A 26540-nucleotide genomic window follows, 5' to 3' on the forward strand; every position below is an offset into this window, starting at 1 on the left:
CTTTACCTGTCCTGGTGCACCGGCCCCCGCGGTCGGGCGTGTCGCCCTCACGCAGCCTCGCAGGCGCGGTGAAAACCGTCGTGCTCCGAGGTTGGGACCGGACGCGCCCGTTTGGGCGCCGGTCGTATGCCCTGGGCGGCGCGCTCCCTATGGGTGCGAACCCGGCTCAAGGCAACCCGAACAGTATGCCCTACATCGCGGCACCAGCCAAATCAGTCCGGAGCTCGATCCAAATCCGTGCACTGCCTGCTCAGCACCCGGTTGTTCTCGGCCGCCGCGGTTGCAACGGCTAGCGGGTGGCCCAGAAGGGGCACTGGTGGCGGGCGGCGAAGTCGGTGGTGATGGTCAGCTTGCCGGTCTGCAATGACAGGCGCGGGCCGGTTGACGCGTCGGCCCCCAGCTGTGGCCACTGCGGCTCGGCGGTGACGTCGGGCGCGCCGCTCTTCACGAATTGGCTCCAGTACTCGACCATCTGGTCGGACAGCTGGCGCTGGGCCGGATCGAGCGGCGGCGCCCCGCCGATGTCGAACAGGTAGCGCAGTTCGAGACCGTGGCCGGCGCCGACCGGGAACGGCACCTCGCGGAACGGATCGGGTGCCGGTGCGGTCCGGTCGTTGAACTCATAGGCGTACACCGGCGCGCCGTGGGCCAGGCCGGCGGCGATTCGATCTGCCGGACAGGCGAATTCGCCGTCGGTCACCGCCGCCGAGTAGGCCAGGCCGGTGCTGCCTCCGTAGCGCTGCAGCGGGTAGTTCGCTTCGACGGCAGCCGCGTCGGCGCCGAAGGTGTCGGCGAGCAGCTTCGGGTAGGGCGGCAGGCCGCGGTTCTGCAGGAACTTGATGGCGGTGAACAAGGTGAACTCGTCGGCGTTGGTGCCGATCAGCACGGGCACGCGAGGGACCCGGTCGAGCCCGATCGCGGCCATCGGATCCTCGGGCAGCCGGTCGGTGCCGCTGACCGGGCCGGTGAGCATGTCGGCGTCGAACCCGACGTACAACGGCGGACGCAGCAGCCGGTCGGCCGGTAGCGCCCGCAGGCATTGCGCGGCCGTGGCGGGGTCGCCGCAGCCGACGCTCGCGGCGTAGTCGAGGCTGACGCGCTGCGCGGTCGGGCGGTCAGCCTGTGTCTGGCACGGGCCGCTCTGCAGGATGGCGGCGCGGAACAGTCCCGAAGAGCCGGGCGCGACGAGGTGGTCGCACACCGACATCGCACCGGCGGACTCTCCGGCGACGGTCACCTTGTCCGGGTCGCCGCCGAACTCGGCGATGTTGTCGCGCACCCACCGCAGGGCCGCCTGCTGATCGGCCAGTCCGTAGTTGCCGGCATCGCCGTCGGGGCTCAGTGCCGGGTGCGCCAGGAACCCCAGCGTTCCGAGGCGGTAGTTCACCGTGACGACGACGATGTCGCCCTGGGTGGCCAGCCACCGCGCGTCGTAAATGTCGGCGCTGCCGTTGAGGAACCCGCCGCCGTGGATCCAGACCATCACCGCGCGGGGTTTGTCCTTGGTGGCGCCGTCAGGAGTCCAGACGTTGAGGCTCAGGCAGTCCTCTCCGGTGGGGCGGCCGTAGTCGGGATCGACCTTGGTGTCCTGCGGGCAGCGCAGGGCGGGTCTGGTGGCATCACGCACGCCCTGCCACGGCACCGGTGAAGCGGGCGGCTGCCAGCGCAGCGGGCCCACCGGCGCAGCCGCGTACGGAATGCCGTCGAAGACCCGGTATCCCGGGGCGAGGACACCGCGGACCGCACCCGATGCCGTCTGCACCACCGCGGACCGCTCCGCTGGGGCGGGGGGCGGCACCGGGGACTGGCCGTCACCGCTGGCGCAGCCGGCGATCAGCAGGCTTGCCAGCAACGCCGTCGCCACCCGGACGAAACGGCGAGTCGGTCGGTGCGGCACAGAAATCGAGCCTACGCGGCGGGGCGGCGCCCTCAGACCACGAACTCCGCGGCACGATGCCCGATCATCGCGATGGTCGCGTGCGGACCGCGGCTGGTGATGCGCGGCAGGATCGAGCCGTCCACCACCCACAGCCGCTCGACGCCACGAACCCGGCACCGCGGATCGACCACCGCGTGCTCGTCGCGGTCGGCACCCATCGGGGCGGTAGCGCACAGGTGCTGGGATGTCGACCACGACGGCTCACCCAGTTGTGTTGTCGCCCCGACGATCTCAGCCGCCAAATCGCAACCCCGCCGCAGGGCGGCCACATCCTCGGGCTCGCTGTCGTAGCGGTGTTCGATCCGCGGCGGCACTGTCGGGTCGGCGGACACCACCGATACCCGGCCGTGCCCCCGAGGCTGCATGAGCGCGACGCCGAGGTGCGCCCAATCCGGCCGGCCGGCCGTTCCGTCTCTCACCATGGAGATGAATCCCCCTGTGTAAGGCCGGATCTCGATGGTGCCGTCCACCAACAGCGCCTCCAACACCGGCCGCCCGGAGGCAACCGTCCAGGTGGTCGGAATCACCCACTCGGGGTGGTCCCAGGTGCGTTGCCCCACCGGCAGATCGACGACAGGCTCGATTCCCGACGCGCGCAGCTCCGGCGCCGGCCCGATGCCGGAGAGCATCAGCAGGTGTGCCGATTCGACGGCCCCGGCGCTGAGCACGATCCGATCGGCCGTCAACTCGCCCGATCCGGTGGGTCCGCTGACCTCGACGCCGACGGCCCGGGTGCCGCTCATCCGAACCCGGGCGACCCTCGTCGCGGTGAGCACCGTGAGGTTCGGGCGGTTCATGGCGGGCTCCAGGAAGGCCGCCCCGGGTCCGCTGCGTATCCCGTCGACGATGTTCAGCGGCACCGCACCCACACCTGGTGGCGCGTTGTCCCCGACCGGCTCAGCGTTGAGGTCGGGCAGCCAGCGGAATCCGGCCGCGCGGGCGGCGTCGACGAATGCGGCTGTGCTGCCCGCGAACTCGCTGGTGCGTCTAATCCGGATGGGACCGCCATCGTGCTGGTGCGGAAAGTCCAGATCGGTCTCGATCGCGCGGTAGTGCCCGGTGACCTCCGACCACGACCAGCCCGGCAGACCGGGCCCGTCGAAGTCGGCGGGCAGCGCGCGGCAGAAGTATCCCCCGTTTACCGCACCGGAGCCGCCCACGGTGGTGCCGCGAACGATGTCGGTCGACTGGACGGCATCGCCGGTCAGCAAGGTGCGGTAGCGGCGCACCAGCGGGCTGGCGATCCCGATCGGCAGTTGCAGGCCATCGGCGGTCAGGGTCCGCACTCCGGGATCGGCCGGGCCCGGACCCGCCTCCACCACCGTCACGCGGCAGGCAGGGTCGGCCGAGAGCCGTTCGGCCAGCACGGATCCGGCGCTGCCCGCGCCGACGATCAGAACGTCACTGTGGGAGATGAGGCCCGCTCCCCGACTCGACCACCACCGCGCGCATGCCACGCAGTGACATCACCAGCCGGTAGGTCATCTCAGCATCCCGTCGCGGTCCGGGCTCCACCGATCGATGCGCCGGTGACACGCGTCGACCATCCGGCCGAAGATTCGCGCGCCGTCGGCCGCGGTCGCCGTCGTCGGGTCACCCAGCACACCCACCGCACTCACTGCGGCCACTCCCCCGTGCCGCATCTGGAGCAACAGGTTAGCCAGTGGCTCGCGGTTCCCGCTGCACCAGGCCTCGGTGCGGACGTCATCCGGTGAAAGATGTAGCAATACCGAGGTTTCGGTGTGGCCGGCGTGGGCATCGGCGTCCTCGGCCACACAGGGGCACCAGGCGGCGTCACGTCCTTCCACACGCAACAGGCTCACCGCAGCACGCAGAGCCTCGAGGTTGCCGCCGTGGCCGTTGACGAAGACGAGACGGCGGGCCCAGTGACACGCCGAGCGACCGTACTCGACCAGCAGGGTCCTCAGCGCCTCGGTCCCGATCGAGACCGTTCCTGGGAAGCCCTCGTGCTCACCGGAGGCGCCGTAGGCGATGGGGGGTGCCACCAGATACTCGCCCCCGCGTTGCAGTTCACCGGCCGCTGCCGCGGCGACCGCCCCGGCGATGCGGGTGTCGGTGTCCAGCGGCAGGTGCGGCCCGTGCTGCTCGGTGGAACCCAGCGGAACCAGGATCGTCGGCAAGGTGTCGCGGAGCTGTCCCGATGTCGAGTCGCCCAACCCGCGCCAAGCCACCCGCCGATGGTAGGCCGAATTCATCTGGTGTGCGCCGATCGTTCGGCGAGAGGCAGTCAGGCCCCGGCGGGCGGCACGCCCAGCGCCCGCACGAAGTTCGGCGGCATGATGACGTCCTCTGGAGTCAAGTCGTGGACCGAGGCCTTGCCCAGTCCGCGCAGCGCCGAGTCCAGCCCGCCGTAGAGGATGTCGAGCACGTTCTCCACACCGGCCTGGCCCGCCGCTCCCAGGCCCCACAGGTAGGCCCGCCCGATCATCACCGCACGCGCCCCGAGGGCCAGCGCCTTGGCCACGTCGCTGCCGCGCCGGATACCGCCGTCGAGCAGCACCTCGACCTGGTCGCCGACCGCCTCGGCCACCGCGGGCAATGCGCGAATCGAGGCCGGGGTGCTGTCCAGGTTGTTGCCGCCGTGATTGGACACCGAGATCGCTGAAACACCGGCATCCACAGCACGTTTGGCGTCGTCGATGCGCATCACGCCCTTGAGCATGAACGGTCCGCCCCACAGCTCCCGCAGCCAGGCGATGTCCTCCCAGGTGGGGGGCGGCGTGCCCATCCACTCGCCGTAGACGTTGAAGAACGCCGGGCCGGGCTCGCCCTTGGCGCCCTGGTTGGGCGCTCGGAGCGCCGGCGGGCGCAGGGTCTTGGCCCACTCCAGGAGCCAGCTGGGCCGCGTCAAGCCCTCCGGCATCATCTCCACGATGGTGCGCAGGTCCATCTTCTCGGGGATCTTCGGACTGCCCCAGTCGCGGCCGTGCGAGAAGCTCCAGTCGGTGGTGACGATCAACCCGACCGCGCCGGCCGCCCGGGCCCGTTCGGCCCGCGCCGCGATGGCGTCGCGGCCACCCAGCCAGTAGATCTGGAAGAAGGTCTTCGGGTTGGCGGCGATCACTTCCTCGATCGGCTTGCTGGCGAACGAGGACAGCCCCATCGCGGTGCCGCGGGCGGCGGCGGCGCGGGCCACGGCCACCTCGCCGTCCGGGTGGATGGCCTGCACGCCGGTCGGCGAGATCAGCACGGGCATCGCAACCTCTTGGCCCATCACGGTTGTCGCGAGGTCACGTTTCTCGCAGGCACCGACGACGTGCGGGGCGAAGCCCAACTCGCCGAACGCCTCGACGTTGTCGGAGACGGTCAGCCCCTTCTCGCTGCCCGCCAGCAGCGCAGAATATGCGGACTTGGGCAGGCGCTTCTTGGCGCGCTGCTGTGCGATTGAGACTGTTTCGAACCAGGTGTCACGTGCCATGACTAAATCGGACTTTCGTTGCAGGGCTTGGCCGGAGGCCGCGCCGAAAGGGTGAGCATGATGGGCTTGCCGCGCGAGTGGTCGGCACTCGGACGCGGCTTGTCGCGATCGGTGGCCAGCGCCGGTGCTCCGTAGCCTTCTACGCACTCCGGGTCAGGGCCGTCGAGTGGAAGGCCGGTGAAGAACTTCGCCGCCATGCAGCCGCCGCGGCAGCTGTCGTAGTGCCCGCAGCTGCCGCACGCTCCGGCCGACTGCGGCTCGCGCAACTCACGGAACAGCGGGGCGTTCTTCCAGACGTTGTCAAAACCATTGTCCGATGCGATGTTTCCGGCCAGGAACCGGTCGTGGATGGCGAACGGGCAGGCATAGACGTCACCGACCGGGTCGATCAGGCACACCACCCGTCCGGCACCGCACAGGTTCAGACCGGCCAGCGCACCGGGCGCGCCGAGGCCGGCGAGGTGGAAGAACGAGTCGCCGGTGAGCACCCGCTCGCCGTTGGCCACCAGCCAGTTGTACAGCTGCACCTGCTGCTCGGCGGTGGGATGAAGTTCGTCCCAGACGTCGGCGCCGCGGCCGGAGGGACGCAGCCGGGTGATGCGCAGCGTGGCGCCGTAGCGGTCGGCCAGTGCCTTGAAGTCGTCGAGCTGGTCGACGTTGTGGCGGGTGACCACCACGGAGATCTTGGCGTCGGAGAAGCCGGCGGCCGCGAGGTTCTCCAACGCCCGCACCGCCATGGCGAACGAGCCCTCGCCGCGGACGGCGTCGTTGACCTCCGCCGTGGCGCCGTCGAGGGAGATCTGCACGTCGATGTAGTCACTCGCGGCCAGCCGGGCCGCCACCTCGGGGGTGATGCGGACGCCGTTGGTGGAGAACTTGACCCCGACGTGGTGTTCGGTGGCGTAGTCCACCAGCTCCCAGAAGTCCGGTCGCACAGTTGGTTCCCCGCCGCCGATGTTCACGTAGAACACCTGCATGCGCTCGAGTTCGTCGATGATGGCCTTGCACTGGTCGGTCGACAGCTCGCGCGGGTCACGCTTGCCCGACGAGGACAGGCAGTGCACGCAGGCCAGGTTGCAGGCGTAGGTCAGCTCCCAGGTCAGGCAGATCGGGGCGTCCAGGCCACGTTCGAACTGCTCGATCAACCGGGGTACCGGTGCCACCGAAGTCATTGGGAATCCTTGTCAATCAACATGTTCGAGGCCACCAGCACGCCTAACGCTTGCAGATAGGGCGGCTCGGCGTGGGCCTCGACACCGGCGGCCCGCAGCGCCGAACGCACGTCCGGGTGATCGGACAGCGACTCGACGACGGCCAGGACGGTCCGGTTCTTCAGGAACGACAGCTTGCGGGTGCCGAAGTGGTAGAGCAGCGCGCCGAACGGCTCCGGGCGCACCGCTACCTGTGGGTGCAGACGCCAGCTGCGGGCCGGGTCGAACTGCGACCCGGCCACAGCCGGATCGCCCACAGCGTGGGCGGGCACGGTCAGTAGACCCCGCACATCCCGTCGATCGAGACCTCTTCGACGAGCGTCTCGGTCACCAGCTCGGTCTCCACCTCGGTGTTCTGGCTCGACTCCATGAAAAGCACCCCTTTTCTCTTGCCTGGGTTATCGACAATTGCGAACGAGATCGCAAGAATATGGCATCGGGTGCCGAAAAGAAAGGGGCGGGTCGATGGCGGGTGAGTCGAGGGCCCGGGCCGGTCGTCGGCGCTCCACCACCCAGGACCACATCACCGAAGTCGCACTCGACCTCTTCGCCACCCGTGGCTTCGGCGAAGTCAGCGTCGACGACGTCGCGCAGGCATCCGGCATCGCGCGGCGCACGCTGTTCCGCTACTACCCGTCGAAGAACGCCATCACCTGGGGCGACTTCGACTCGCACCTGCAGAACTTCCGCGACCTGCTCGATCAGGTGGATCCCAGCGTTCCCATCAGCGCGGCACTGCGCTCAGCACTGCTGGCGTTCAACACCTTTGACCCCTCCGAGGCCGAGCGGCACCGCCAGCGGATGCGGGTGATCCTGCAGACCGCCGAGCTGCAGGCGCACTCGATGACCATGTACGCGGGCTGGCGCGGCGTGGTCGCCGGCTTCGTGGCCGGACGCATCCGCGCCAAGCCGGCCGACCTGGTACCCCGGTCGGTGGCCTGGCTCATGCTCGGTGTGGCGCTGTCGGCCTACGAGTACTGGCTCGGTGACGAGTCGGTGGCGCTGCCGGAGGCCCTCGGTGAAGCTTTCGACGCCGTCGCCCACGGCCTCGACCGCTTGGACGCTCGCTGACCCGACGCACCCCGCAGCGACGCCGTTGAGTGTGCGTCAGCGGCGGGATCCGGCCCGAATCGTCGCCCTGGATGCACACTCGACGACCTTGACGCCCCTCGCTCGGCGGCTCTGTCGACGCAGGGATCAGGAGGGCGAGCGGTCGATCAGGTTGGACAGCACGACGATGCTCTCGCTTCGTTCGATGTCGGCGACCGATCGGATGCGCTCCAGGGCGGCCTCCAGGTGGCGCATGTCGCGCGCCAGCACGTGCAGGATCGCATCGGCGGTTCCGGTGACGGTGGCGGCACTGATCACCTCCGGGATGTCGATCCAGGCCGCCCGCAACTGATCCGGCGCAATGGTGCCGTGGCAGTAAACCTGGACGTAGGCCTCGGTGTTCCAGCCCAGGGCGCTGCGGTCGATGACGGTGGTGAAGCCGCGGATGACGCCGTTGTCGAGCATCCGGTCCACCCGGCGCTTGACCGCCGGGGCCGACAGGTTCACCCGGGCGCCGATCTCGGCGAACGTGGCGCGGGCATGCTCGGCCAGCTCGGCCAGAATGCGCTCGTCGGTGTCGTCCAGACGGTCCACCAGAAGCCTTTCCAGCCGTTCACGCAACAGATCATCGCCATACTAGCTGTGACGCAACAAAGTGAGCGTCAATAAGCAACGAGTGTCGGTTGATTGCGCCTCGGCCGCCCCATATCGTTGATTTCATGACGATATCCCCCGATGTCGCTGCCGTCTCGACGTCGCGCAGCCAGCGTGCGCGCCACTACGTGATGACCCGTCCGACGTTCTTCACCGTGGCGTACGCCATCAATCCGTGGATGGACACCACCACCCCGGTGGACGTCGAGCGCGCGGTCGCCCAGTGGGAGACCCTGCGCGCTACCTACAGCACCCTCGGACACACCGTCGATCTGGTCGACCCGGTTCCCGGCCTGCCGGACATGGTCTATGCCGCCAACGCCGGCCTCATCATCAACGGGACCGCCATCGTCGCGCGATTCAAGCATGCCGAACGCGACGGGGAGTCCGTCGCCTACGCCACCTGGATGGACCGCCGCGGCCATGCGCCCGTCAGCACCTTCCATGTCAACGAAGGGCAGGGCGATCTTCTGGTCGTCGGTTCGATGATTTTGGCGGGCACCGGATTTCGCACCGACCCGCGGGCGCACGCCGAAGTGGCTGCACTCACCGGGATGCCGGTGATCTCGCTGGAACTCGTCGACCCCCGCTTCTACCACCTCGACACCGCGCTCGCCGTCCTCGACGACACCACCATCGCCTACTACCCGCCGGCATTCACCGATCGCGCCCGGGCCCAGCTGCAGCAGCTGTTCCCCGACGCGATCGAGGTGTCGAGCACCGACGCCTACGTGCTGGGGCTCAACGCGGTGTCCGACGGCAAGCACGTGGTGCACCCGGCGCAGGCCACCGGCTTCGCCGAACAGCTCTACCACGCCGGTTTCCATCCGATCGGTGTCGATCTGTCCGAGCTGCTCAAGGGTGGCGGCTCGGTGAAATGCTGCACACTGGAGGTGTTTTCATGACCATGGCCGACACAGCGCGAAGCGCGCTACCACCCGCGACGGCGGCCGCGATCGCCCTCGACGACACCTATGCGGCGCGCAACTACTCACCGCTGCCGATCGTCGCCACCAGCGCGCGCGGCGCGTGGATCACCGATATCGAGGGTCGCCGCTACCTGGACTGCCTGGCCGCCTATTCGGCGGTCAACTTCGGCCACCACAACGACGAGATCATCGCCACCGCTCACCGTCAGCTCGACGCGGTGACCCTGATCAGCCGGGCGTTCCACTCCGATCGGCTCGGGCCGTTCTGCGCCGCGCTGGCCCGGTTGTGCGGCAAGGACATGGTGCTGCCGATGAACAGCGGCGCCGAGGCGGTCGAAAGCGGTCTGAAGGTGGCCCGCAAGTGGGGCGCCGACGTCAAGGGCGTTCCGGAGGGCATGGCCAACATCATCGTGGCGGACAACAACTTCCACGGCCGCACGATCAGCATCGTGAGCTTCTCCTCCGACAAGACCGCGCGCGGCGGATTCGGCCCCTTCACACCAGGATTCAGTTCGGTGCCCTTCGGGGACGCCGACGCTGTCGCCGCCGCCATCGACGACCACACGGTCGCGGTACTCGTCGAGCCCATCCAGGGCGAGGCCGGCATCATCGTGCCACCCGACGACTACCTGCCTCGGCTGCGCCAGCTGTGCACCCAGAACAACGTGCTGCTGATCGCCGACGAGATCCAATCCGGGCTGGCCCGCACCGGGCATACCTTCGCCTGCGACCACTGGGGCGTGGTGCCCGACATCTACCTGCTCGGCAAGGCCCTGGGCGGCGGCGTGGTGCCGCTATCGGCGGTGGTGGCCGACCGTGATGTGCTCGGTGTGCTCAACCCCGGCGAGCACGGCTCGACGTTCGGCGGCAACCCGCTGGCCACCGCCATCGGCACCACGGTGGTCGAGATCCTCGAGCGTGGCGAATTCCAGTCCCGCTCAGCAGAACTCGGCGTTCACCTGCATGCGCGGCTGCGCGCCCTGATCGGCCACGGCGTCATCGCCGTGCGCGGCATGGGACTGTGGGCCGGGGTGGACATCGACGCCCGGCTGGGCAGCGGTAAGCAAATAAGCCTGGCGCTGGCCGCACGCGGTGTCCTGGTCAAGGACACCCACGGTTCGACACTGCGATTCGCCCCGCCGCTGGTCATCACCGCCGAAGAGATCGACTGGGCTGTTGATCAGTTCGCGGGGGTCCTGGCCGAGGCCGGCTCATAGTCGGTCGGATCGCAGTAAACGAGAGCGGCGCCCACCCGAAGGTGAACGCCGCTCTCGTGTCTAACCGTCCGACTAGATCACTTGACGATCTTGGTAACCCGGCCGGCGCCGACGGTGCGGCCGCCCTCGCGGATCGCGAAGCGCAGACCCTCGTCCATGGCGACGGGCTGGATCAGCTTCACCGAGATGTCGGTGTTGTCGCCGGGCATGACCATCTCCGTACCCTCCGGAAGCGTGACAACGCCGGTCACGTCGGTGGTGCGGAAGTAGAACTGCGGGCGGTAGTTGTTGAAGAACGGCGTGTGCCGACCGCCCTCGTCCTTGGACAGGATGTAGACGCTGCCCTCGAACTCGGTGTGCGGGGTGGTGGTGCCGGGCTTCACGATGACCTGGCCGCGCTCGACGTCCTCACGCTTGACACCGCGCACCAGCAGACCGACGTTGTCGCCGGCCTGACCCTGGTCGAGCAGCTTGCGGAACATCTCCACACCGGTGACCGTGGTCTTGGTGATGCCCGGGCGGATGCCGACGATCTCGACCTCTTCGTTGACGTTGATCACGCCACGCTCGACGCGACCGGTCACCACGGTGCCGCGGCCGGTGATGGTGAAGACGTCCTCGACGGGCATGAGGAACGGCTTCTCGGTATCGCGGACCGGGTCCGGGATCGACTCGTCGACAGCGTCCATCAGGTCCTCGACACTCTTGACCCACTTCGGATCACCCTCGAGGGCCTTCAGCGCCGACACCCGGATCACCGGGGCGTCCTCGTCGAACTCCTGGGCGGCCAGCAGTTCGCGGACCTCCATCTCGACGAGCTCCAGGAGTTCCTCGTCGTCGACCATGTCGGACTTGTTCAGCGCCACCAGGATGTAGGGCACACCAACCTGACGGGCCAGCAGCACATGCTCACGGGTCTGCGGCATCGGGCCATCGGTGGCGGCGACCACCAGGATCGCGCCGTCCATCTGGGCGGCACCGGTGATCATGTTCTTGATGTAGTCGGCGTGACCAGGGGCGTCGACGTGCGCGTAGTGACGCTTCTCGGTCTGGTACTCCACGTGGGAGATGTTGATGGTGATACCGCGCTGACGCTCCTCGGGCGCGTTGTCGATCTGGTCGAATGCACGCGACTCGTTCAACTCGGGGAACTTGTCGTGCAGAACCTTGGTGATCGCTGCGGTCAGCGTGGTCTTGCCGTGGTCAACGTGACCGATGGTCCCGATGTTGACGTGCGGCTTCGTCCGCTCGAACTTCGCCTTCGCCACTTGTGTGTCCTCCTGGACTGTGTTGGTGCTTGTGAAGCAGGTTGTTGTATTTCAGTTGTGTGGTCCGCCAACGCGTCCGGGGTTATTGCCCGGTCGCCTTGGCGATGATCTCCTTCGACACGTTCGCCGGAACTTCGGCGTACGAGTCGAACACCATGGAGTAGTTCGCCCGGCCCTGGGTCTTCGACCGAAGGTCGCCGACATAGCCGAACATCTCCGACAGCGGCACCTGCGCCTTGACGACCCGTGCACCGCCCCGCTCCTCCATGGCCTGGATCTGACCACGGCGGGAGTTCAAATCGCCGATCACGTCGCCCATATAGTCCTCGGGCGTGGTGACCTCGACGGCCATGATGGGCTCGAGGATGACCGGTTGCGCCTGTGCGGCAGCCTTTTTCAGCACCTGCGAACCGGCGATCTTGAAGGCCATCTCCGAGGAGTCGACGTCGTGGTACGCGCCGTCGAGCAGGATCACCTTCATGTTCACCAGCGGGTAGCCGGCCAGCACGCCGTACTGCATGGCGTCCTGCGCACCGGCGTCCACCGATGGGATGTACTCGCGCGGGATGCGGCCACCGGTGACCTTGTTCTCGAACTCGTAGGTCGCGCCGTCCTCGCCCGTGAAGGGCTCGAGGGCGATGAGAACCTTCGCGAACTGGCCGGAGCCACCCGTCTGCTTCTTGTGGGTGAACTCGACCTTGTCGACCGCCCGCTTGATGGTCTCCTTGTAGGCCACCTGCGGCTTGCCGACGTTGGCCTCGACCTTGAATTCGCGGCGCATGCGGTCCACCAGGATGTCCAGGTGCAACTCGCCCATGCCGCCGATCACGGTCTGGCCGGTTTCGTTGTCCTGATGCACCTTGAAGGTCGGATCCTCCTCGGCGAGCTTCTGGATGGCCAGGCTCAGCTTCTCCTGGTCGCTCTTGGTCTTGGGCTCGATGGCCACCTCGATGACCGGATCCGGGAAGGTCATCGACTCCAGCACGACCTGGCTGTTCGGGTCGCACAGCGTGTCGCCGGTGGTGGTGTCCTTCAGGCCGATCACGGCGTAGATGTGTCCGGCGGCCGCGGTCTCGACCGGGTTCTCCTTGTTGGAGTGCATCTGGAACAGCTTGCCCAGCCGCTCCTTCTTGCCCTTGGTGGAGTTGACGACCTGGGCGCCGGAGTCGACCTTGCCGGAGTACACCCGGACGTAGGTGAGCTTGCCGAAGAACGGGTGGGTGGCCACCTTGAAGGCCAGCGCCGAGAACGGCTCGTCGACCGACGGCTTGCGGATGACCTCGACGTCCTCCTTGCCCGGCGCGTGGCCGACGGCCGGCGGCACGTCCAGCGGCGAGGGCAGGTAGTCGATGACCGCGTCCAGCATGGGCTGCACGCCCTTGTTCTTGAACGCGCTGCCGCACAACACCGGGTAGGCCTGCGAGGTGATGGTCAGCTCGCGCAGCGCACCCTTGACCTCGTCGATGGTGAGTGCCTCGCCGCCGAAATACTTCTCCAGCAGGGCCTCGTCGGTCTCGGCGACGGCCTCGAGCAGCTTGGTGCGATACTCCTCGGCCTTCTCCTTGAGGTCGTCCGGGATGTCGACGACGTCGTACTTCTCGCCGAGCTTGGTCTCGCCGCGCCACACCTTGGCCTTCATCTCGACCAGGTCGACGACGCCCTCGAAGTCACCCTCGGAGCCGATCGGCAGTTGGATCGGGATGACGCGGGCGCCGAGGCGGTCCTCCATCGTCTTGACCGAGAAGTAGAAGTCGGCGCCGATCTTGTCCATCTTGTTGACGAAGCAGATGCGCGGGACGTCGTACTTGTCGGCCTGCCGCCAGACCTGCTCGGACTGCGGCTCGACACCCTCTTTGCCGTCGAACACGGCAACGGCACCGTCGAGCACGCGCAGGCTGCGCTCCACCTCGACGGTGAAGTCGACGTGGCCGGGGGTGTCGATGATGTTGATCTGGTTGTCGTTCCAGAAGCAGGTGGTCGCAGCCGAGGTGATGGTGATACCCCGCTCCTGCTCCTGCTCCATCCAGTCCATCGTGGCGGCGCCGTCGTGGACCTCGCCGATCTTGTAGCTGATCCCGGTGTAGTAGAGGATGCGCTCGGTCGTCGTGGTCTTACCGGCGTCGATGTGAGCCATGATGCCGATGTTGCGGACCTTGTTCAGGTCGGTCAGCACGTCCTGTGCCACAGAAGTCTTCCCACTCTTTCGCTTGCGTGAATGCTGTCAGGTGCGCCCGGCGCACCGAGACGTCCGAGCCCTAGGGCCGGGCGCCCGGTGTCACCAGCGGTAGTGCGCGAAGGCCCGGTTCGCCTCGGCCATCTTGTGGGTGTCCTCGCGTCGCTTGACGGCGGCACCCAGGCCGTTGCTGGCGTCGAGGATCTCGTTCGCCAACCGCTCGACCATCGTCTTTTCGCGGCGTGCCTTGGAGAAGCTGACCAGCCAGCGCAGGGCCAGCGTGGTCGAGCGCTCCGGACGAACCTCGACCGGAACCTGGTAGGTGGCGCCGCCGACGCGACGGCTGCGGACCTCCAGGGCCGGCTTGACGTTGTCCAGTGCGCGCTTCAGGGTGACGACCGGATCGGTTCCGGTCTTGTCGCGGGCCTGTTCGAGCGCACCGTAAACAATGCGCTCAGCCAGCGACTTCTTCCCGTCGAGCAGGACTTTGTTGACCAGCTGGGTGACCAGCTGGGACCCGTAGACCGGGTCGTTGACGAGAGGACGCTTGGGAGCGGGGCCCTTGCGCGGCATCAGCTCTTCTCCTTCTTCGCGCCGTAACGGCTGCGCGCTTGCTTGCGGTTCTTGACGCCCTGGGTGTCGAGCGAGCCGCGGATGATCTTGTAGCGAACGCCGGGGAGGTCCTTCACACGACCACCACGCACCAGCACCATGGAGTGCTCCTGCAGGTTGTGGCCCTCACCCGGGATGTAGGCGGTGACCTCGACCTGGCTGGTCAGCTTGACGCGCGCGACCTTGCGAAGCGCCGAGTTCGGCTTCTTCGGGGTGGTGGTGTACACGCGGGTGCACACGCCGCGGCGCTGCGGGCTGCCCTTGAGGGCCGCGGTTTTCACCTTGGCGATCTTGTCGCGGCGACCCTTGCGGACCAGCTGCTGAATGGTTGGCATGTACCGGCTTTCTGTCTCTCGTCGTCTTTCGGCGTTTCCAAGTCTCTGTACTGCAGTTTTCGCCCCGGCGCGTACCCCGCGACCGGGCGTGTCGCACACACCGCGCATCCGTTGAATCCGATGCATACTGGACATGCGAATTGGCCCGGCGTGCGCGCGTGCGTCCCCGCTTGCGCCCCTGTCGGCCAGGCACGAGCCTCCACAATACCAGGCTCGGCACGCCCCTCCAAACTCGGTGCACGGGGCCTTACCGCAGGTCAACGCGCCAATGCCGGCGCCGGTTCCCCAACCGTCCGCCACGTGGCCGCACCGACGGCGGGGATCACCGGTACGGGCCGTGACCACCCAGGGGTCGTCAAACACGGCGATCGCCGATAACGTCGTCAACGACATCACGGTCTACGGCTGGGACCGGGTTCCGGGTTGACACCGAAGGACGGATACGGATGCACTCCCCCACGTTGATCGCCGGCATCGGCCTGCTCGCCGCTCTCGCCCTGGCGGGCTGCGGATCCAACAGCAGCGACACCACCTCCCCGACCGCCACAGCCGGCAAGTCCGGCGCCCAGGTGGAAGTGGGCAACACCATCAACTACGGCTCGTTCGGCACCACGGCCGAGATCGACTGCGCCGACGGCAAGTCGCTCAACGTCGGCGGCTCGAACAACACCCTCACGGTCACGGGGTCCTGCGCGTCGGTGAACATCGGCGGCGCGGACAACAAGATCACCTTCGACAAGATCGACAAGGAACTCTCCGTCGTCGGCCTTAACAACACCGTCACCTATAAGAGTGGTGAGCCGAAGGTCAACAACCTCGGCTCGGGCAACACCCTCAACAAGGGCTGAGTCAGCGCACCAAATCTCCCCTCGCGAGCAGACGCAAACGTCCCCAAAATACCGGCGTGTCGGGGACGTTTGCGTCTGCTCGGCGATGAACTGGGTGGCCGTCATCCCTTCACCAGGCAGCGTTCGATGATCGGCGCGAGGTCCAGCCCGGCCGGCAGGGTTCCGAACGCACCGCCCCAGTTGCCGCCCAGCCGGGTGGCCAGGAACGCCTCGGCGACGGCGGGATGCCCGTGGCGCACCAGCAGCGAACCCTGCAGGGCCAGGGTGATGTCCTCGGCGATCTTGCGCGCGCGGTACTCGATGGCGTCGAGGTTCTCCAGCTCCGCCCGCAACTCGGCCACGTGCGAGTCGAGGCGTGCATCCTGGCCGGCGGTGGTGGCCAGTTCGTCGAAGAGCACACCGACGCACTCCGGCCGGGTTGCCATGGCGCGCAACGCATCCAATGCGCTGACGTTGCCCGAGCCCTCCCAGATACCCATCAGCGGCGCCTCCCGGTAGAGGCGCGGCATGCCGGACTCCTCGGCATAGCCGTTACCGCCCAGACACTCCATGGCTTCGCCGGCATGCGGGGTGGCGCGTTTGCACACCCAGTACTTGGCGGCAGCCAGGCCGATGCGGCGCAGCAACGTCTCGCGTTCGTCGCCGCGGACAGCGGCGTCGGTGGCGCCGGCCATCCGCATCGCGACGATGGTGGCCGCCTCGGCCTCGACGGCGAGGTCGGCGAGCACGTTGCGCATCAGCGGCTGGTCGATCAGGTAGGCGCCGAACGCCTTTCGGTGCTGGGCGTGGTGCACGGCCCGGGTCAGCCCGCTGCGCATGCTGGTGGCGCTGCCCAGTGTGCAGTCCAGGCGGGTGAGGTTGACCATCTCGATGATGGTGGGCACGCCGCGTCCCTCCTCGCCGACCAGCCACGCCACAGCGCCGTCGTACTCGATCTCGCTGGAGGCATTGGCGTGGTTGCCCAGCTTGTCCTTGAGCCGTTGGATGAACATCCGGTTGCGGCTGCCGTCGGGAAGCACGCGCGGGAGCAGGAAACACGACAGCCCGCCCGGCGCCTGCGCGAGCACCAGGAAGATGTCGCTCATGGCCGCGGAGGTGAACCACTTGTGGCCGGTCAGGCGGTAGCTGCCGTCGCCGGCGGGGACGGCCTGTGTGGTGCCGGCCCGGACGTCGGACCCGCCCTGCTTCTCGGTCATAGACATCCCCGCGGTGATGCCGGCCTTGGCGGTGGCCGGTTTCAGCTCGGGGTCGTAGTCGCGGCTGGTCAGCAGGGGCTCGTAGACCTTGGCGAGGTCGGCGTTGTGCCGCAGGGCGGGGACGACGGCGTAGGTCATCGAGATCGGGCAGACGTGGCCGGGCTCGCAGGTCCAGACCGACATCTTGGCCGCGCGGACCACGTGGGCGCCGGGCCGGTCGTCAGCCCATGGGGCGGCGTGCAGGCCGTGGGCGATCGCAGTGCGCATCAGCTCGTGGTAGGCGGGGTCGTACTCGATCTCGTCGACGCGGTGGCCGTAGCGGTCGTGGGTGTGCAGGATCGGGACGTTGCGGTCGGCCAGCTCTCCCCAGCGCTGGGCCTGGGCGCTGCCTGAAAGGGCGCCGAGGTCGGTGACCTCCTCGAGGCCCCACCGGCCGCCCTCCCGGATGAGGGCCTCAACGAGGACCGGTGCGGTCGCGGGGTTGTGGTTCTCCAGGGGCGGGACCTGGTTGGTGACGATATGGGTATCCGACATTCTTCACTGTTACAGTTTTTTGACGACCCGCACAAGATGCGTAACAGGGTTTGCCTGGAACGGGTGGCCGGGCTGCCGCGTCGTCAGATCGCTGTGCAGCCCACTACTGACACAAGCCCACGATTTTTGCGCTGAGGTCCTCACCGTCGCGCAGCCGGCCGGCCTGGACCGGATCGGAGTTCGGCGCCCCGGCCAGCGCATTGATCCCGATTTCCTGCAGGTTCTTGGCAAATAAGCGAACGGGATCGGCCAATTCCGGCGGCGTGTCCGGACTGAGCCGGCCCTGCAAGTACATGCCGCCACCCAGCAGCGCCAGCCGAGCGTTGGCGGCCACCGCCTGCACGGCGGCCTGATCGCGACCCGCGTCTGCGTGGGTTTGCAGCTTCACCGCGCTTGCCACCGTGTCGAAAGCGTCGCACACGCGCGTCTTGGGATCGCCGGGCTGCTGGACGACCATCTCGGCAGCTTCGGACGGCGGTTTCACCAGCGCCCAAACGGCCAGACCAGTGGCGGCCAACGCGAGCAGCAGCGCCGCTGCCGCCACCCATCCGGACACATTGCGCGATACCGGCACCGCTTCGGGGAACACCTGTCGCGGCATCGGCGTTTCGGCCGAAGCTGGGAAGCGACCGCGTGGTTCCTCTGGTGTATTCGTCATGGGCCCGAATAGTACTCGGCCGATCCCCCCGCGAATTTGCCCTGAATGCACAGGACGTAGCCGAAAGATCAACCGGGGCACAGATTCTCGAGTGAACAGCCGAGACATCAACTCAGCGGCCTCAGCGATCCCGTCCCACGAGGCCAGATCGCTGGTGGATTCAGAAACAGATGGTCTGGTTGCCGTATCGGATCACGCGATCTTCGCAATGCCAGAGCACCGCCCGCGACAGCACCGCGCGCTCCACATCGGCGCCCAGCCGGACGAGATCGTCCACGCTGTGGCGGTGATCGACTCGCACCACGTCCTGCTCGATGATCGGGCCCTCGTCGAGATTCTCGGTCACATAGTGTGCGGTGGCACCCACCAGCTTGACCCCGCGCTCCTTGGCCCGGCGATACGGTGCGGCACCGATGAACGCGGGCAGAAAGGAGTGGTGGATGTTGATCAGCGGGCAGCCGACCTGGTCGATGAAACCCGGAGTCAAGATCTGCATGTAGCGCGCCAACACCACCAGGTCGACGTTTCCCCGCAGCAGGTCGAGCTGGCGTCGCTCGGCTTCGTCGCGAATGTCCTTGTGCGCCGGCACATAGAGGAATGGCACCCCGAACGGGCGAACGTCGTCGGCGAGGTCGGGATGGTTCGCGATCACCATCGCCACCGACATGTCCAACTCCCCACGCCGGTTGCGCCACAGCAAATCAAGCAGGCAGTGGTCTTCCTTGGATGCCATGACGGCGACTCGTTTGGGCTTGGCGGCCTCGCTGAGGCGGAAGTCCATGCCGAACGGTGTCGCGACCTGGTCGGCGAAGTCGCGCTCCATTGTGTCACGCGCGGCGCTCAGCCCGGGAAGATGAAAAATGGTGCGCTGCATGAACGTTCCGCCGCTTTGCCGCGTCGAGTGCTGATCCAGCGAGACGATGTTGGCCCCGGCGGCGGCCAGGAACGTGCTGACCGCGGCGACGAGCCCCGGCCGGTCGGCGCAACGCAGCAACAGGCGACCAATGTCTTTCGTCGGTAGGGTCGTATGGCCCAGCGGATACTCGCCGGCGTGGGCGCCGCGGACGTCAACCTCGGTCCTGCCGATCATGACCTCACCTCAATTCCCGCACGCAGCGGATTTCGCGCTGCGCTTTGGCAGTGTAATCAGCCGGCCTTGCCTCCGCCGACGCCACCACCGCGGGCTGCCGGTATCCGCACCCCGCGCCCGCGTGCGACCATTCTCGCCTCGAACACGGACGTTGCCGACAGACACGGGCGAATCGCCCAGCGCGCGCCTCCCAGCGCGCGCCTCGGCGCGAGGACTTCAGAAGCGGACCAGTTTCCCGGCCGCGCGACCGCGCGTAATCGCCACCGCCGACACCTGGACCACTAGCGCGGATTTCCGCGTAGCTGATTCGGGGCAATCTCTCGCGGCGGGTGCAGGCAGCTGACCTGGGGATTTGTGTGATCCGGGCATGTCTCCGCTCGGTTATGTTGCTCCGATATAGCTGCTGCACTGCGATTTGATCAGATCGTTATCGTGTCGTGATCTTCGGATTTCCTGTCAAGCGATCCACCCATCTATCACGAGAATTGCTGCAGCACAACACTTTCGATGATCCCCGCCGTGCTCGCTTCGCCAATAGGTGGAACTGGTAGAACAGGGTTGTGCCAGCGAAATCAGCACAACACGATGAGGCGTCGGCGTTCACCGCGCCGGAGCAGGTGAACCACCGCCGCTATGAGGCGCTGCGCGCGTTCTTCGTCGACGGGCTGTCCCACGCCGAGGCCGGGGACCGGTTCGGTTACACCCGGTGGGCGATGATCAACCTGGTGCGCGACTACCGCAACGGGAAGCTGACGCTGTTCACCCCGCCCCGCAAACCGGGCCGGGTGCCGGGGTCGGCGCCGGCCAAGGACCGCGTGCGCGGGCGGGTGATCGAGCTGCGCCGGGAAGGGTTGTCCACCTACGAGATCTCCGCCCGGCTGGCCGCCGAACACACGGCCAAGACCCTGATCACTCACTACGCGCGGCGCATGACCATCGAACAACGCCTCGCCGAGATCATCCAGGCCTTCCACGCCGACGCGCTGTCCTCGGCGGTCAACCTCAACGTCGACCTCGACATCATGCTCTGCGTGCTCGCCCAAGCCCTCATCGCCGCGCTCCGCGCCCGCCTACCCGGCTACGCCACCGTCACCCCCGACGTGCTGCAACGCCGCTTCCTCGAAACCCCCGGCACCATCACCACCAGCGCCGACACCATCACCGTCCGCCTCGACCGCCGCGCCTACAGCCCCGTCCTCCGCAAAGCCGACCTCCCCCAAGACACCCCAGTCCCCTGGTGGGACAACCGAACCCTACGCTTCGAATTCAGCTGAAAAGTTGCGTCGAATCTCCTGCGTGGAAATCCGCGCTAGTGGCGTGAGCACATCTCCGCTTCCGCCGCTGTGAACCCCACGACGGCAGTAAGGGAAGGCCTGGTCGGCATGCGGGGCGATGTCGGTGCCGCCGGGCTCCGGCGCGCAGCCGCGGCCAGCGGTGTGCGGGTGCCGTCGGGCAGGACCCTTGGCAGCATGAAACAGCTCAGGCCGCCCGGCGCCTGGGCCAGCACCAGGAAGATGTCGCTCATCGCCGCCGAGGTGAACCATTTGTGGCCGGTCACGACTCGGGCCCGCACGGTCAGCCGGGGACGTTGTCGCGGAGGAAGGCGATGTCGTCCTTGCGGCCCTCGTCGGCCGTCTCACAGATCACCGGGGCGCCGGCTGCGGTGACCACGGCGACCAGAAGCTGCGGATCAATCTGTCCCGCACCGAAATTGGCGTGCCGGTCGGCGCCGGAGCCCTGGGCGTCGCGGGAGTCGTTGCAGTGCACCAGGTCGATACGGCCGGTGATGGCCTTGATGCGCTCGACGGCGTCGAGCAGCTCCTCGCCGGCGGCCCAGGCGTGGCAGGTGTCCAGGCAGAACCCGATGCCGGTGTCGCCGATGCGCTCCCACAGCCGGGCGATGGTGTCGAAGAGGCGGGCCATCGCATGGTCACCGCCGGCGGTGTTCTCCAGGTATACCGGGACGTCGGTCTCCAGCTGCGCCAGCGCCTTGACCCAGCGCTCGAAGCCGGCCTCCATGTCGTTGTCGTCGGCGTGCCCGCCGTGCACGATCACCGCCGTCGCGCCGATCTCGGCGGCGGCGTCGCAGGTGTCCTGCAGGATCTTGCGGCTCGGGATGCGCACCCGGTTGTTGGCCGAGGCCACGTTGATCAGATACGGCGCATGCACGTACAGCGGGATCGGCGAGCGGCGCAGCACGTCGGCGTCCTCGCGCGGCGTGGGCTTCTTCCAGCTCTGCGGGTCGCCGAGGAAGAACTGCACCGCGTCGGCGTCGTCGGCCGCCGCGCCCAATAGCGGGTCGTCGGAGCGGACATGGGAACCGATGAGCACGCGCCCCAGTTTAGGCGTGGCCATGTCCTCGGGCGAGCAGACGCAAAAGTCCCCGACACGCCGTGCGTGCGGGGACTTTTGCGTCTGCTCAGCTGACAAGTCGTGCGGCGTTGATCCGGCTCGCGACCCGATGCACAAGCTCGACCGGCTGTCGGCGCACATCGTCGACGACAAAGCGAACCAACTCCCATCCGCATTCCTGCAGTCGGCTGGTCTTGATGTGATCGCGCTTCCACGCCGTCGGATTGGCGTGCCACTCCATGCTGTCGTACTCGGCTGCGACCATCGCCTCCGGCCACGCGAAATCGGCCCGCCAGAGGTCGCCATAGTGATCAACGATCTGGTACTGAATCTCGGTCGGAGGCAGCCCACCGTCGATGAACACCAGTCGCGCTTCGCTTTCCATCGCCGACTCGGACCGACCATCCGCGTGCGGCAGGAGGTTTCGGACGTTGACGATCCCGCGCCGTCCCTTCTGCTCGCGCGCTGCGGCTTCCAACTCAACCTTGGTGCAGGCGCCACATCGCAGTGCCGCGTCCAGGGTGGCGACAGCTCGAGGACGTCGCAGCGCTCGCGCGGTCTCCACAGCGGTCCACGCCGGCGCGGTCGCAAGGCGGCCGGCGATCCGGCGCAGCGGCGCACCCGTGCGTTGATGCACCCTCAGCCCCGCTGTCGGGCGCAAGCGAATGCCGGGGTCCAACACGTGAATGCGGTCGTCGTTTTCGGTGTCGAAACCGTAGAGCTTCGCGGCGGTGCTCATGCATGCGACAGCCGGCCTGCCGGTCATGAGCTCCAGCCCCGCCAGCCGGCCGATCACGCTTGGCTGTTCCAGCGCGTACACGCCGTGCCACACCCGAACCATCGCGCCGGCCCGCACGTGGCCGGCAATCGACTTGCGTGACATCACGGCCAGCAGTTGAGCAGTCGTCGCCAGCCCACCGTTGGCGGCGAACACGTCGTCGATGAACATCCCGCGATGCTCCACGCGCGTCTGCTCGCCGCCAATTCACCGCTGTGGACACCCGGTGAGCAGACGCAAAAGTCCCCGACACGCCGTGCGTGCGGGGACTTTTGCGTCTGCTCGCGCTAGCGGTAGTCGCTGTAGCCGTAGTCGTCCAGCGGCACCGCGGCACCGGTGGCCTGGCCGAAGTCCGGGCTGTAGTACTGATCCTCATACGACGGGATCGTGTACGCGGCGGCCCGCGCCTCTTCGGTCGGCTGCACCTGGATGTCGCGGTAGCGGTTGATACCGGTACCGGCCGGGATCAGCTTGCCGATGATCACGTTCTCCTTCAGACCCTGGAGCTTGTCGCTGCGGCAGTTGATCGCCGCATCGGTCAGCACTCGAGTGGTCTCCTGGAACGACGCCGCCGACAGCCACGAATCGGTGGCCAACGACGCCTTGGTGATACCCATCAGCACCGGACGGCCGGCCGCGGGCTCGGCGCCCTCGGCCACCACCCGACGGTTCTCGGCCTCGAACTCGCCGCGCTCGGTCAGCGAGCCGGGCAGGAATTCCGTTGCGCCCGAGTCGATGATCGTCACGCGCCGCAGCATCTGCCGGACGATGACCTCGATGTGCTTGTCGTGGATCGACACACCCTGCGCCCGGTACACCTCCTGGACCTCTTTGACCAGGTGGATCTGCACCTTGCGCGGGCCCTCGACACGCAGCACCTCGTGCGGGTCGGCCGAGCCCTCCATGAGCTGCTGGCCCACCTCGACGTGGTCGCCGTCGACAAGCAGCCGCTCGGTCCCGTCCTCGTGCTTGAACACGCGCAGACGCTGACGCTTGGACAGCTTGTCGTACACGACCTCCTCGCTCCCGTCGTCGGGAACGATGGTGATCTTGTAGAACTTGTCGGTCTCCTCCAGCTGCACCCGCCCGGCGACATCGGCGATCGGTGCGCGGTTCCGTGGAACGCGCGCCTCGAACAGCTCCTGCACACGGGGCAGACCACCGACGATGTCGGCGCCACCGGTGACACCACCCTGGTGGAAGGTACGCATGGTCAGCTGCGTGCCGGGCTCACCGATGGACTGCGCGGCCACGATGCCGACCGCCTCGCCGATGTCCACCAGCTTGCCGGTGGCCATCGAACGGCCGTAGCACATCGCGCACACACCGGATGCGCTGGCGCAGGTGAGCACCGAGCGGACCTTGACCTGCGAGATGCCGGCCCCGAGCAGCGCGTCGATCGCCGGGTCGCCCAGGTCGTGGCCGGCCACGACCACGACGTTGCCCTGCTCGTCGACCGCGTCGGCGGCCAGCGTGCGGGCGTATGCCGAGGTCTCGACGTGCGGGTCACGCAGCAGGGTGCCGTCGGCCTGGCGCTCCGCCAAATCGACGAGGATGCCACGCTCGGTGCCGCAGTCGTGCTCGCGCACGATCACGTCCTGGCTGACGTCCACCAGACGACGGGTCAGGTAGCCCGAGTCGGCGGTACGAAGAGCGGTGTCCGCCAAGCCTTTTCGGGCGCCGTGGGTGTTGATGAAGTACTCCAGCACCGTCAGGCCCTCACGGAACGAGGACTTGATCGGCCGCGGGATGAACTCACCCTTCGGGTTGGTCACCAGACCCTTCATGCCGGCCAGCGTGCGGGTCTGGGTGAAGTTACCCGTCGCCCCGGAGTCCACGATCGTGATGATCGGGTTGTCATTCGGGTAGTGCGCCCGCAGCGCCTTACCGACCTCTTCGGTGGCTTCCTTCCACAGCTCCACCAAAGCGTCGTTGCGCTCCTGGTGGTTGAGGGCACCGCGCTGGTACTTCTTCTCGATGCTGTCGGCTTCGGCCTCGTAACGCTCGAGGATCTCCTGCTTCTCCGGCGGCACGATGACGTCGGCCATCGACACGGTGACACCCGAACGGGTGGCCCAGTAGAAGCCCGCGTCCTTGAGCTTGTCGACGGTCTGCGCGACCACGATCATCGGGTAGCGCTCGGCCAGATCGTTGATGATCCGGGCCTGGACCTTCTTGTGCATCTGCTCGTTGACGAACGGATACCCCTGCGGCAGAAGCTCATTGAAGAGCACCCGGCCCAGCGTGGTCTCCGCGATCCAGGCATTGCCCGGGCGCCAGCCGTTCTCGCCGAACAGCTCGTTCTCGACCTCGTGCGGCGGACGCAGCTGCGTCAGGCGCACCTTGATCTGAGCACGGACACTGAGCACACCGCGGTCCATCGCCATGATGGCCTCGGCCGGCGAGCTGTACACACCGCTCTCCGGGGCGTCCGTGCCGGCCGGCGCGTACTGGCCGGCGCTGCCGGCGACATGCGTGGTCAGGAAGTACAGCCCGGTGACCATGTCCAGACGGGGCATGGCCAGCGGCTTGCCCGACGCCGGCGACAGGATGTTGTTCGACGACAGCATCAGCACGCGGGCCTCGGCCTGCGCCTCGGCGCTCAGCGGCAGGTGAACCGCCATCTGGTCGCCGTCGAAGTCGGCGTTGAACGCCTCGCACACCAGCGGGTGCAGCTGAATGGCCTTGCCCTCCACCAGCATCGGCTCGAAGGCCTGGATACCGAGGCGGTGCAGCGTGGGCGCGCGGTTCAGCAGAACCGGGTGCTCGGCGATGACCTCTTCGAGCACGTCCCACACCTGCGGACGCTGACGCTCGACCATCCGCTTGGCGCTCTTGATGTTCTGCGCGTGGTTCTGGTCGACCAGGCGCTTCATCACGAACGGCTTGAACAGCTCCAGCGCCATCAGCTTGGGCAGACCGCACTGGTGCAGCTTGAGCTGCGGGCCGACCACGATGACCGAACGGCCCGAGTAGTCGACGCGCTTGCCCAGCAGGTTCTGGCGGAACCGGCCCTGCTTGCCCTTGAGCAGATCGGACAGCGACTTCAGCGGGCGGTTGCCCGGTCCGGTGACCGGACGGCCACGACGGCCGTTGTCGAACAGCGCGTCCACCGACTCCTGAAGCATCCGCTTCTCGTTGTTGACGATGATCTCGGGCGCGCCGAGGTCAATCAGCCTCTTGAGCCGGTTGTTGCGGTTGATCACGCGGCGGTACAGGTCGTTGAGGTCGCTGGTGGCGAAGCGGCCACCGTCGAGCTGAACCATCGGGCGCAGCTCCGGCGGGATCACCGGCACCGCGTCGAGCACCATGCCCATCGGCGAGTTGCCCGACTGCTGGAACGCGGCGACGACTTTCAGGCGCTTGAGGGCACGAAGTTTCTTCTGCCCCTTGCCACTTCGGATGACCTCGCGCAGCGATTCGGCCTCGGCGTCGATGTCGAAGTTCTCGATGAGCTTCTTGATCGACTCCGCGCCCATCGAGCCCTGGAAGTACTCGCCGTAGCGGTCGACGAGCTCGCGGTAGAGATTCTCGTCGACGATGAGCTGCTTGGGAGCCAGCTTGGTGAAGGTGCTCCAGACCTCGTCGAGCCGGTCCAGCTCACGCTGGGCCCGGTCGCGCATCTGACGCATCTCGCGCTCGCCGCCGTCGCGCACCTTGCGGCGCACGTCGGACTTGGCGCCCTCGGCCTCCAGCTCGGCCAGGTCGGCCTCGAGCTTCTGGGCGCGGGCCTCCAGGTCGGCGTCACGCTGATCGGCGACGGCCTTCTTCTCGACCACCATCTCGGCTTCGAGAGTGGAGAGCTCGTTGTGGCGCATCTCGTTGTCGACCGCGGTGATCACGTAGGCCGCGAAGTAGATGATCTTCTCGAGATCCTTCGGGGCCAAGTCGAGCAGGTAGCCGAGGCGCGACGGAACGCCCTTGAAGTACCAGATGTGCGTGACGGGAGCGGCCAGCTCGATGTGGCCCATCCGCTCGCGGCGCACCTTGGCGCGAGTGACCTCGACGCCGCAGCGCTCGCAGATGATGCCCTTGAAGCGGACGCGCTTGTACTTGCCGCAGTAGCACTCCCAGTCGCGAGTCGGTCCGAAGATCTTCTCGCAGAACAGCCCGTCCTTCTCCGGCTTCAGCGTGCGGTAGTTGATGGTCTCCGGCTTCTTGACCTCGCCAAAGGACCAGGTACGGATGTCGTCCGCGGTCGCGAGACCGATCCGGAGTTCATCGAAGAAGTTGACGTCTAGCACGTAACTCCCTTTC

At 67.4% G+C, this 26540-nt stretch carries 24 protein-coding genes; 5 read left to right on the forward strand and 19 right to left on the reverse strand.

The features are described 5' to 3' along the window. Nucleotides 1-289: 289 nt before the first annotated feature. The 7 genes from K9U37_RS19620 to mftA form a co-directional block, all read right to left on the reverse strand. Nucleotides 290-1897, reverse strand: coding sequence for a carboxylesterase/lipase family protein (locus K9U37_RS19620; protein ID WP_243073121.1), 1608 nt, complete (start codon nt 1895-1897; stop codon nt 290-292). Between the two features lie 32 nt (nt 1898-1929). Then, nucleotides 1930-3354: a mycofactocin dehydrogenase MftG gene (mftG, locus tag K9U37_RS19625; protein ID WP_443627161.1), complete on the reverse strand. Its 1425-nt coding sequence runs from the start codon at nt 3352-3354 to the stop codon at nt 1930-1932. Between the two features lie 66 nt (nt 3355-3420). Continuing rightward, the gene (gene mftE, locus K9U37_RS19630) at nt 3421-4155 is read right to left on the reverse strand and encodes a mycofactocin biosynthesis peptidyl-dipeptidase MftE (RefSeq protein ID WP_243073123.1); all 735 of its coding nucleotides are present in this window, start codon (nt 4153-4155) and stop codon (nt 3421-3423) included. Between the two features lie 32 nt (nt 4156-4187). Continuing rightward, nucleotides 4188-5378, reverse strand: a complete 1191-nt coding sequence (mftD, locus tag K9U37_RS19635) for a pre-mycofactocin synthase MftD (RefSeq protein WP_243073124.1) — start codon at nt 5376-5378, stop codon at nt 4188-4190. Nucleotides 5379-5380: 2 nt separating this feature from the next. Continuing rightward, nucleotides 5381-6550: a mycofactocin radical SAM maturase gene (gene mftC, locus K9U37_RS19640; protein ID WP_243073125.1), complete on the reverse strand. Its 1170-nt coding sequence runs from the start codon at nt 6548-6550 to the stop codon at nt 5381-5383. Further along, on the reverse strand, nt 6547-6861 hold the full coding sequence (mftB, locus tag K9U37_RS19645; protein ID WP_372489544.1) for a mycofactocin biosynthesis chaperone MftB: 315 nt from the start codon (nt 6859-6861) through the stop codon (nt 6547-6549). The genes mftC and mftB overlap by 4 nt, the downstream gene beginning before the upstream one ends. Before the next feature lie 2 nt (nt 6862-6863). Then, nucleotides 6864-6959, reverse strand: a complete 96-nt coding sequence (mftA, locus tag K9U37_RS19650; protein ID WP_243073127.1) for a mycofactocin precursor MftA — start codon at nt 6957-6959, stop codon at nt 6864-6866. 95 nt (nt 6960-7054) lie between these two features. Between mftA and mftR the strand changes: the two genes are divergently transcribed. Then, a complete protein-coding gene (gene mftR / locus K9U37_RS19655; RefSeq protein WP_243073128.1) occupies nt 7055-7660 on the forward strand; it encodes a mycofactocin system transcriptional regulator MftR in 606 nt (201 codons plus the stop codon). Nucleotides 7661-7786: 126 nt separating this feature from the next. On the opposite strand, the gene K9U37_RS19660 is transcribed toward mftR, so the two are convergent. Continuing rightward, a complete protein-coding gene (locus K9U37_RS19660) occupies nt 7787-8233 on the reverse strand; it encodes an Rv2324 family transcriptional regulator (RefSeq protein ID WP_243073129.1) in 447 nt (148 codons plus the stop codon). Between the two features lie 125 nt (nt 8234-8358). On the opposite strand from K9U37_RS19660, the gene ddaH reads away from it, so the two are divergent. Both ddaH and rocD read left to right on the forward strand, forming a co-directional pair. Beyond that, nucleotides 8359-9198: a dimethylargininase gene (gene ddaH / locus K9U37_RS19665; RefSeq protein ID WP_243073130.1), complete on the forward strand. Its 840-nt coding sequence runs from the start codon at nt 8359-8361 to the stop codon at nt 9196-9198. Further along, on the forward strand, nt 9195-10439 hold the full coding sequence (gene rocD, locus K9U37_RS19670) for an ornithine--oxo-acid transaminase (RefSeq protein ID WP_243073131.1): 1245 nt from the start codon (nt 9195-9197) through the stop codon (nt 10437-10439). The genes ddaH and rocD overlap by 4 nt, the downstream gene beginning before the upstream one ends. Nucleotides 10440-10516: 77 nt before the next feature. On the opposite strand, the gene tuf is transcribed toward rocD, so the two are convergent. The 4 genes from tuf to rpsL form a co-directional block, all read right to left on the reverse strand. Next, nucleotides 10517-11707 (reverse strand): elongation factor Tu, encoded by a 1191-nt coding sequence (tuf, locus tag K9U37_RS19675; RefSeq protein WP_243073132.1) that lies wholly within the window; start codon nt 11705-11707, stop codon nt 10517-10519. 82 nt (nt 11708-11789) lie between these two features. Then, nucleotides 11790-13892 (reverse strand): elongation factor G, encoded by a 2103-nt coding sequence (fusA, locus tag K9U37_RS19680; RefSeq protein WP_243073133.1) that lies wholly within the window; start codon nt 13890-13892, stop codon nt 11790-11792. A 90-nt stretch (nt 13893-13982) separates the two neighbouring features. Beyond that, complete coding sequence (gene rpsG, locus K9U37_RS19685; protein WP_057166992.1) at nt 13983-14453, reverse strand: 30S ribosomal protein S7; 471 nt, start codon at nt 14451-14453, stop codon at nt 13983-13985. Then, nucleotides 14453-14827, reverse strand: a complete 375-nt coding sequence (rpsL, locus tag K9U37_RS19690) for a 30S ribosomal protein S12 (RefSeq protein WP_007167812.1) — start codon at nt 14825-14827, stop codon at nt 14453-14455. Before rpsL ends, rpsG begins: the two co-directional genes overlap by 1 nt. Nucleotides 14828-15273: 446 nt before the next feature. On the opposite strand from rpsL, the gene K9U37_RS19695 reads away from it, so the two are divergent. Beyond that, complete coding sequence (locus tag K9U37_RS19695; protein WP_243073134.1) at nt 15274-15675, forward strand: DUF3060 domain-containing protein; 402 nt, start codon at nt 15274-15276, stop codon at nt 15673-15675. 101 nt (nt 15676-15776) lie between these two features. Here K9U37_RS19695 and K9U37_RS19700 read toward each other — a convergent pair whose 3' ends face one another. From K9U37_RS19700 to purU, 3 genes are all read right to left on the reverse strand, one after another. Next, complete coding sequence (locus K9U37_RS19700) at nt 15777-17405, reverse strand: acyl-CoA dehydrogenase family protein (RefSeq protein ID WP_243073135.1); 1629 nt, start codon at nt 17403-17405, stop codon at nt 15777-15779. Between the two features lie 103 nt (nt 17406-17508). Beyond that, nucleotides 17509-17994: a hypothetical protein gene (locus K9U37_RS19705; RefSeq protein WP_243073136.1), complete on the reverse strand. Its 486-nt coding sequence runs from the start codon at nt 17992-17994 to the stop codon at nt 17509-17511. A gap of 229 nt (nt 17995-18223) precedes the next feature. Then, nucleotides 18224-19153: a formyltetrahydrofolate deformylase gene (gene purU, locus K9U37_RS19710; protein WP_243073137.1), complete on the reverse strand. Its 930-nt coding sequence runs from the start codon at nt 19151-19153 to the stop codon at nt 18224-18226. 560 nt (nt 19154-19713) lie between these two features. Between purU and K9U37_RS19715 the strand changes: the two genes are divergently transcribed. Then, entirely contained in the window at nt 19714-20427 is a 714-nt protein-coding gene (locus K9U37_RS19715) for a hypothetical protein (RefSeq protein ID WP_243073138.1), read from the forward strand. A gap of 35 nt (nt 20428-20462) precedes the next feature. On the opposite strand, the gene K9U37_RS19720 is transcribed toward K9U37_RS19715, so the two are convergent. The 4 genes from K9U37_RS19720 to K9U37_RS19735 form a co-directional block, all read right to left on the reverse strand. Continuing rightward, entirely contained in the window at nt 20463-20711 is a 249-nt protein-coding gene (locus K9U37_RS19720; protein WP_243073503.1) for a hypothetical protein, read from the reverse strand. A 17-nt stretch (nt 20712-20728) separates the two neighbouring features. Then, complete coding sequence (locus K9U37_RS19725) at nt 20729-21484, reverse strand: deoxyribonuclease IV (RefSeq protein ID WP_243073139.1); 756 nt, start codon at nt 21482-21484, stop codon at nt 20729-20731. A gap of 88 nt (nt 21485-21572) precedes the next feature. Further along, the gene (locus tag K9U37_RS19730; protein WP_243073480.1) at nt 21573-22454 is read right to left on the reverse strand and encodes a type IV toxin-antitoxin system AbiEi family antitoxin domain-containing protein; all 882 of its coding nucleotides are present in this window, start codon (nt 22452-22454) and stop codon (nt 21573-21575) included. Between the two features lie 116 nt (nt 22455-22570). Further along, the gene (locus K9U37_RS19735) at nt 22571-26527 is read right to left on the reverse strand and encodes a DNA-directed RNA polymerase subunit beta' (protein ID WP_243073140.1); all 3957 of its coding nucleotides are present in this window, start codon (nt 26525-26527) and stop codon (nt 22571-22573) included. Nucleotides 26528-26540 lie beyond the last annotated feature (13 nt).

The organism is Candidatus Mycolicibacterium alkanivorans (assembly GCF_022760805.1).
GTDB lineage: Bacteria > Actinomycetota > Actinomycetes > Mycobacteriales > Mycobacteriaceae > Mycobacterium > Mycobacterium alkanivorans.

Coding starts and splice junctions, on each gene's coding strand:
- mftE (WP_243073123.1), bottom strand. CDS start 4,155: ATGAATTCGGCCTACCATCGGCGGGTGGCTTGGCGCGGGTTGGGCGAC.
- mftD (WP_243073124.1), bottom strand. CDS start 5,378: ATGGCACGTGACACCTGGTTCGAAACAGTCTCAATCGCACAGCAGCGC.
- mftC (WP_243073125.1), bottom strand. CDS start 6,550: ATGACTTCGGTGGCACCGGTACCCCGGTTGATCGAGCAGTTCGAACGT.
- mftA (WP_243073127.1), bottom strand. CDS start 6,959: ATGGAGTCGAGCCAGAACACCGAGGTGGAGACCGAGCTGGTGACCGAG.
- mftR (WP_243073128.1), top strand. CDS start 7,055: ATGGCGGGTGAGTCGAGGGCCCGGGCCGGTCGTCGGCGCTCCACCACC.
- ddaH (WP_243073130.1), top strand. CDS start 8,359: ATGACGATATCCCCCGATGTCGCTGCCGTCTCGACGTCGCGCAGCCAG.
- rocD (WP_243073131.1), top strand. CDS start 9,195: ATGACCATGGCCGACACAGCGCGAAGCGCGCTACCACCCGCGACGGCG.
- rpsG (WP_057166992.1), bottom strand. CDS start 14,453: ATGCCGCGCAAGGGCCCCGCTCCCAAGCGTCCTCTCGTCAACGACCCG.
- rpsL (WP_007167812.1), bottom strand. CDS start 14,827: ATGCCAACCATTCAGCAGCTGGTCCGCAAGGGTCGCCGCGACAAGATC.
- K9U37_RS19695 (WP_243073134.1), top strand. CDS start 15,274: ATGCACTCCCCCACGTTGATCGCCGGCATCGGCCTGCTCGCCGCTCTC.
- K9U37_RS19700 (WP_243073135.1), bottom strand. CDS start 17,405: ATGTCGGATACCCATATCGTCACCAACCAGGTCCCGCCCCTGGAGAAC.
- purU (WP_243073137.1), bottom strand. CDS start 19,153: ATGATCGGCAGGACCGAGGTTGACGTCCGCGGCGCCCACGCCGGCGAG.
- K9U37_RS19730 (WP_243073480.1), bottom strand. CDS start 22,454: ATGTTCATCGACGACGTGTTCGCCGCCAACGGTGGGCTGGCGACGACT.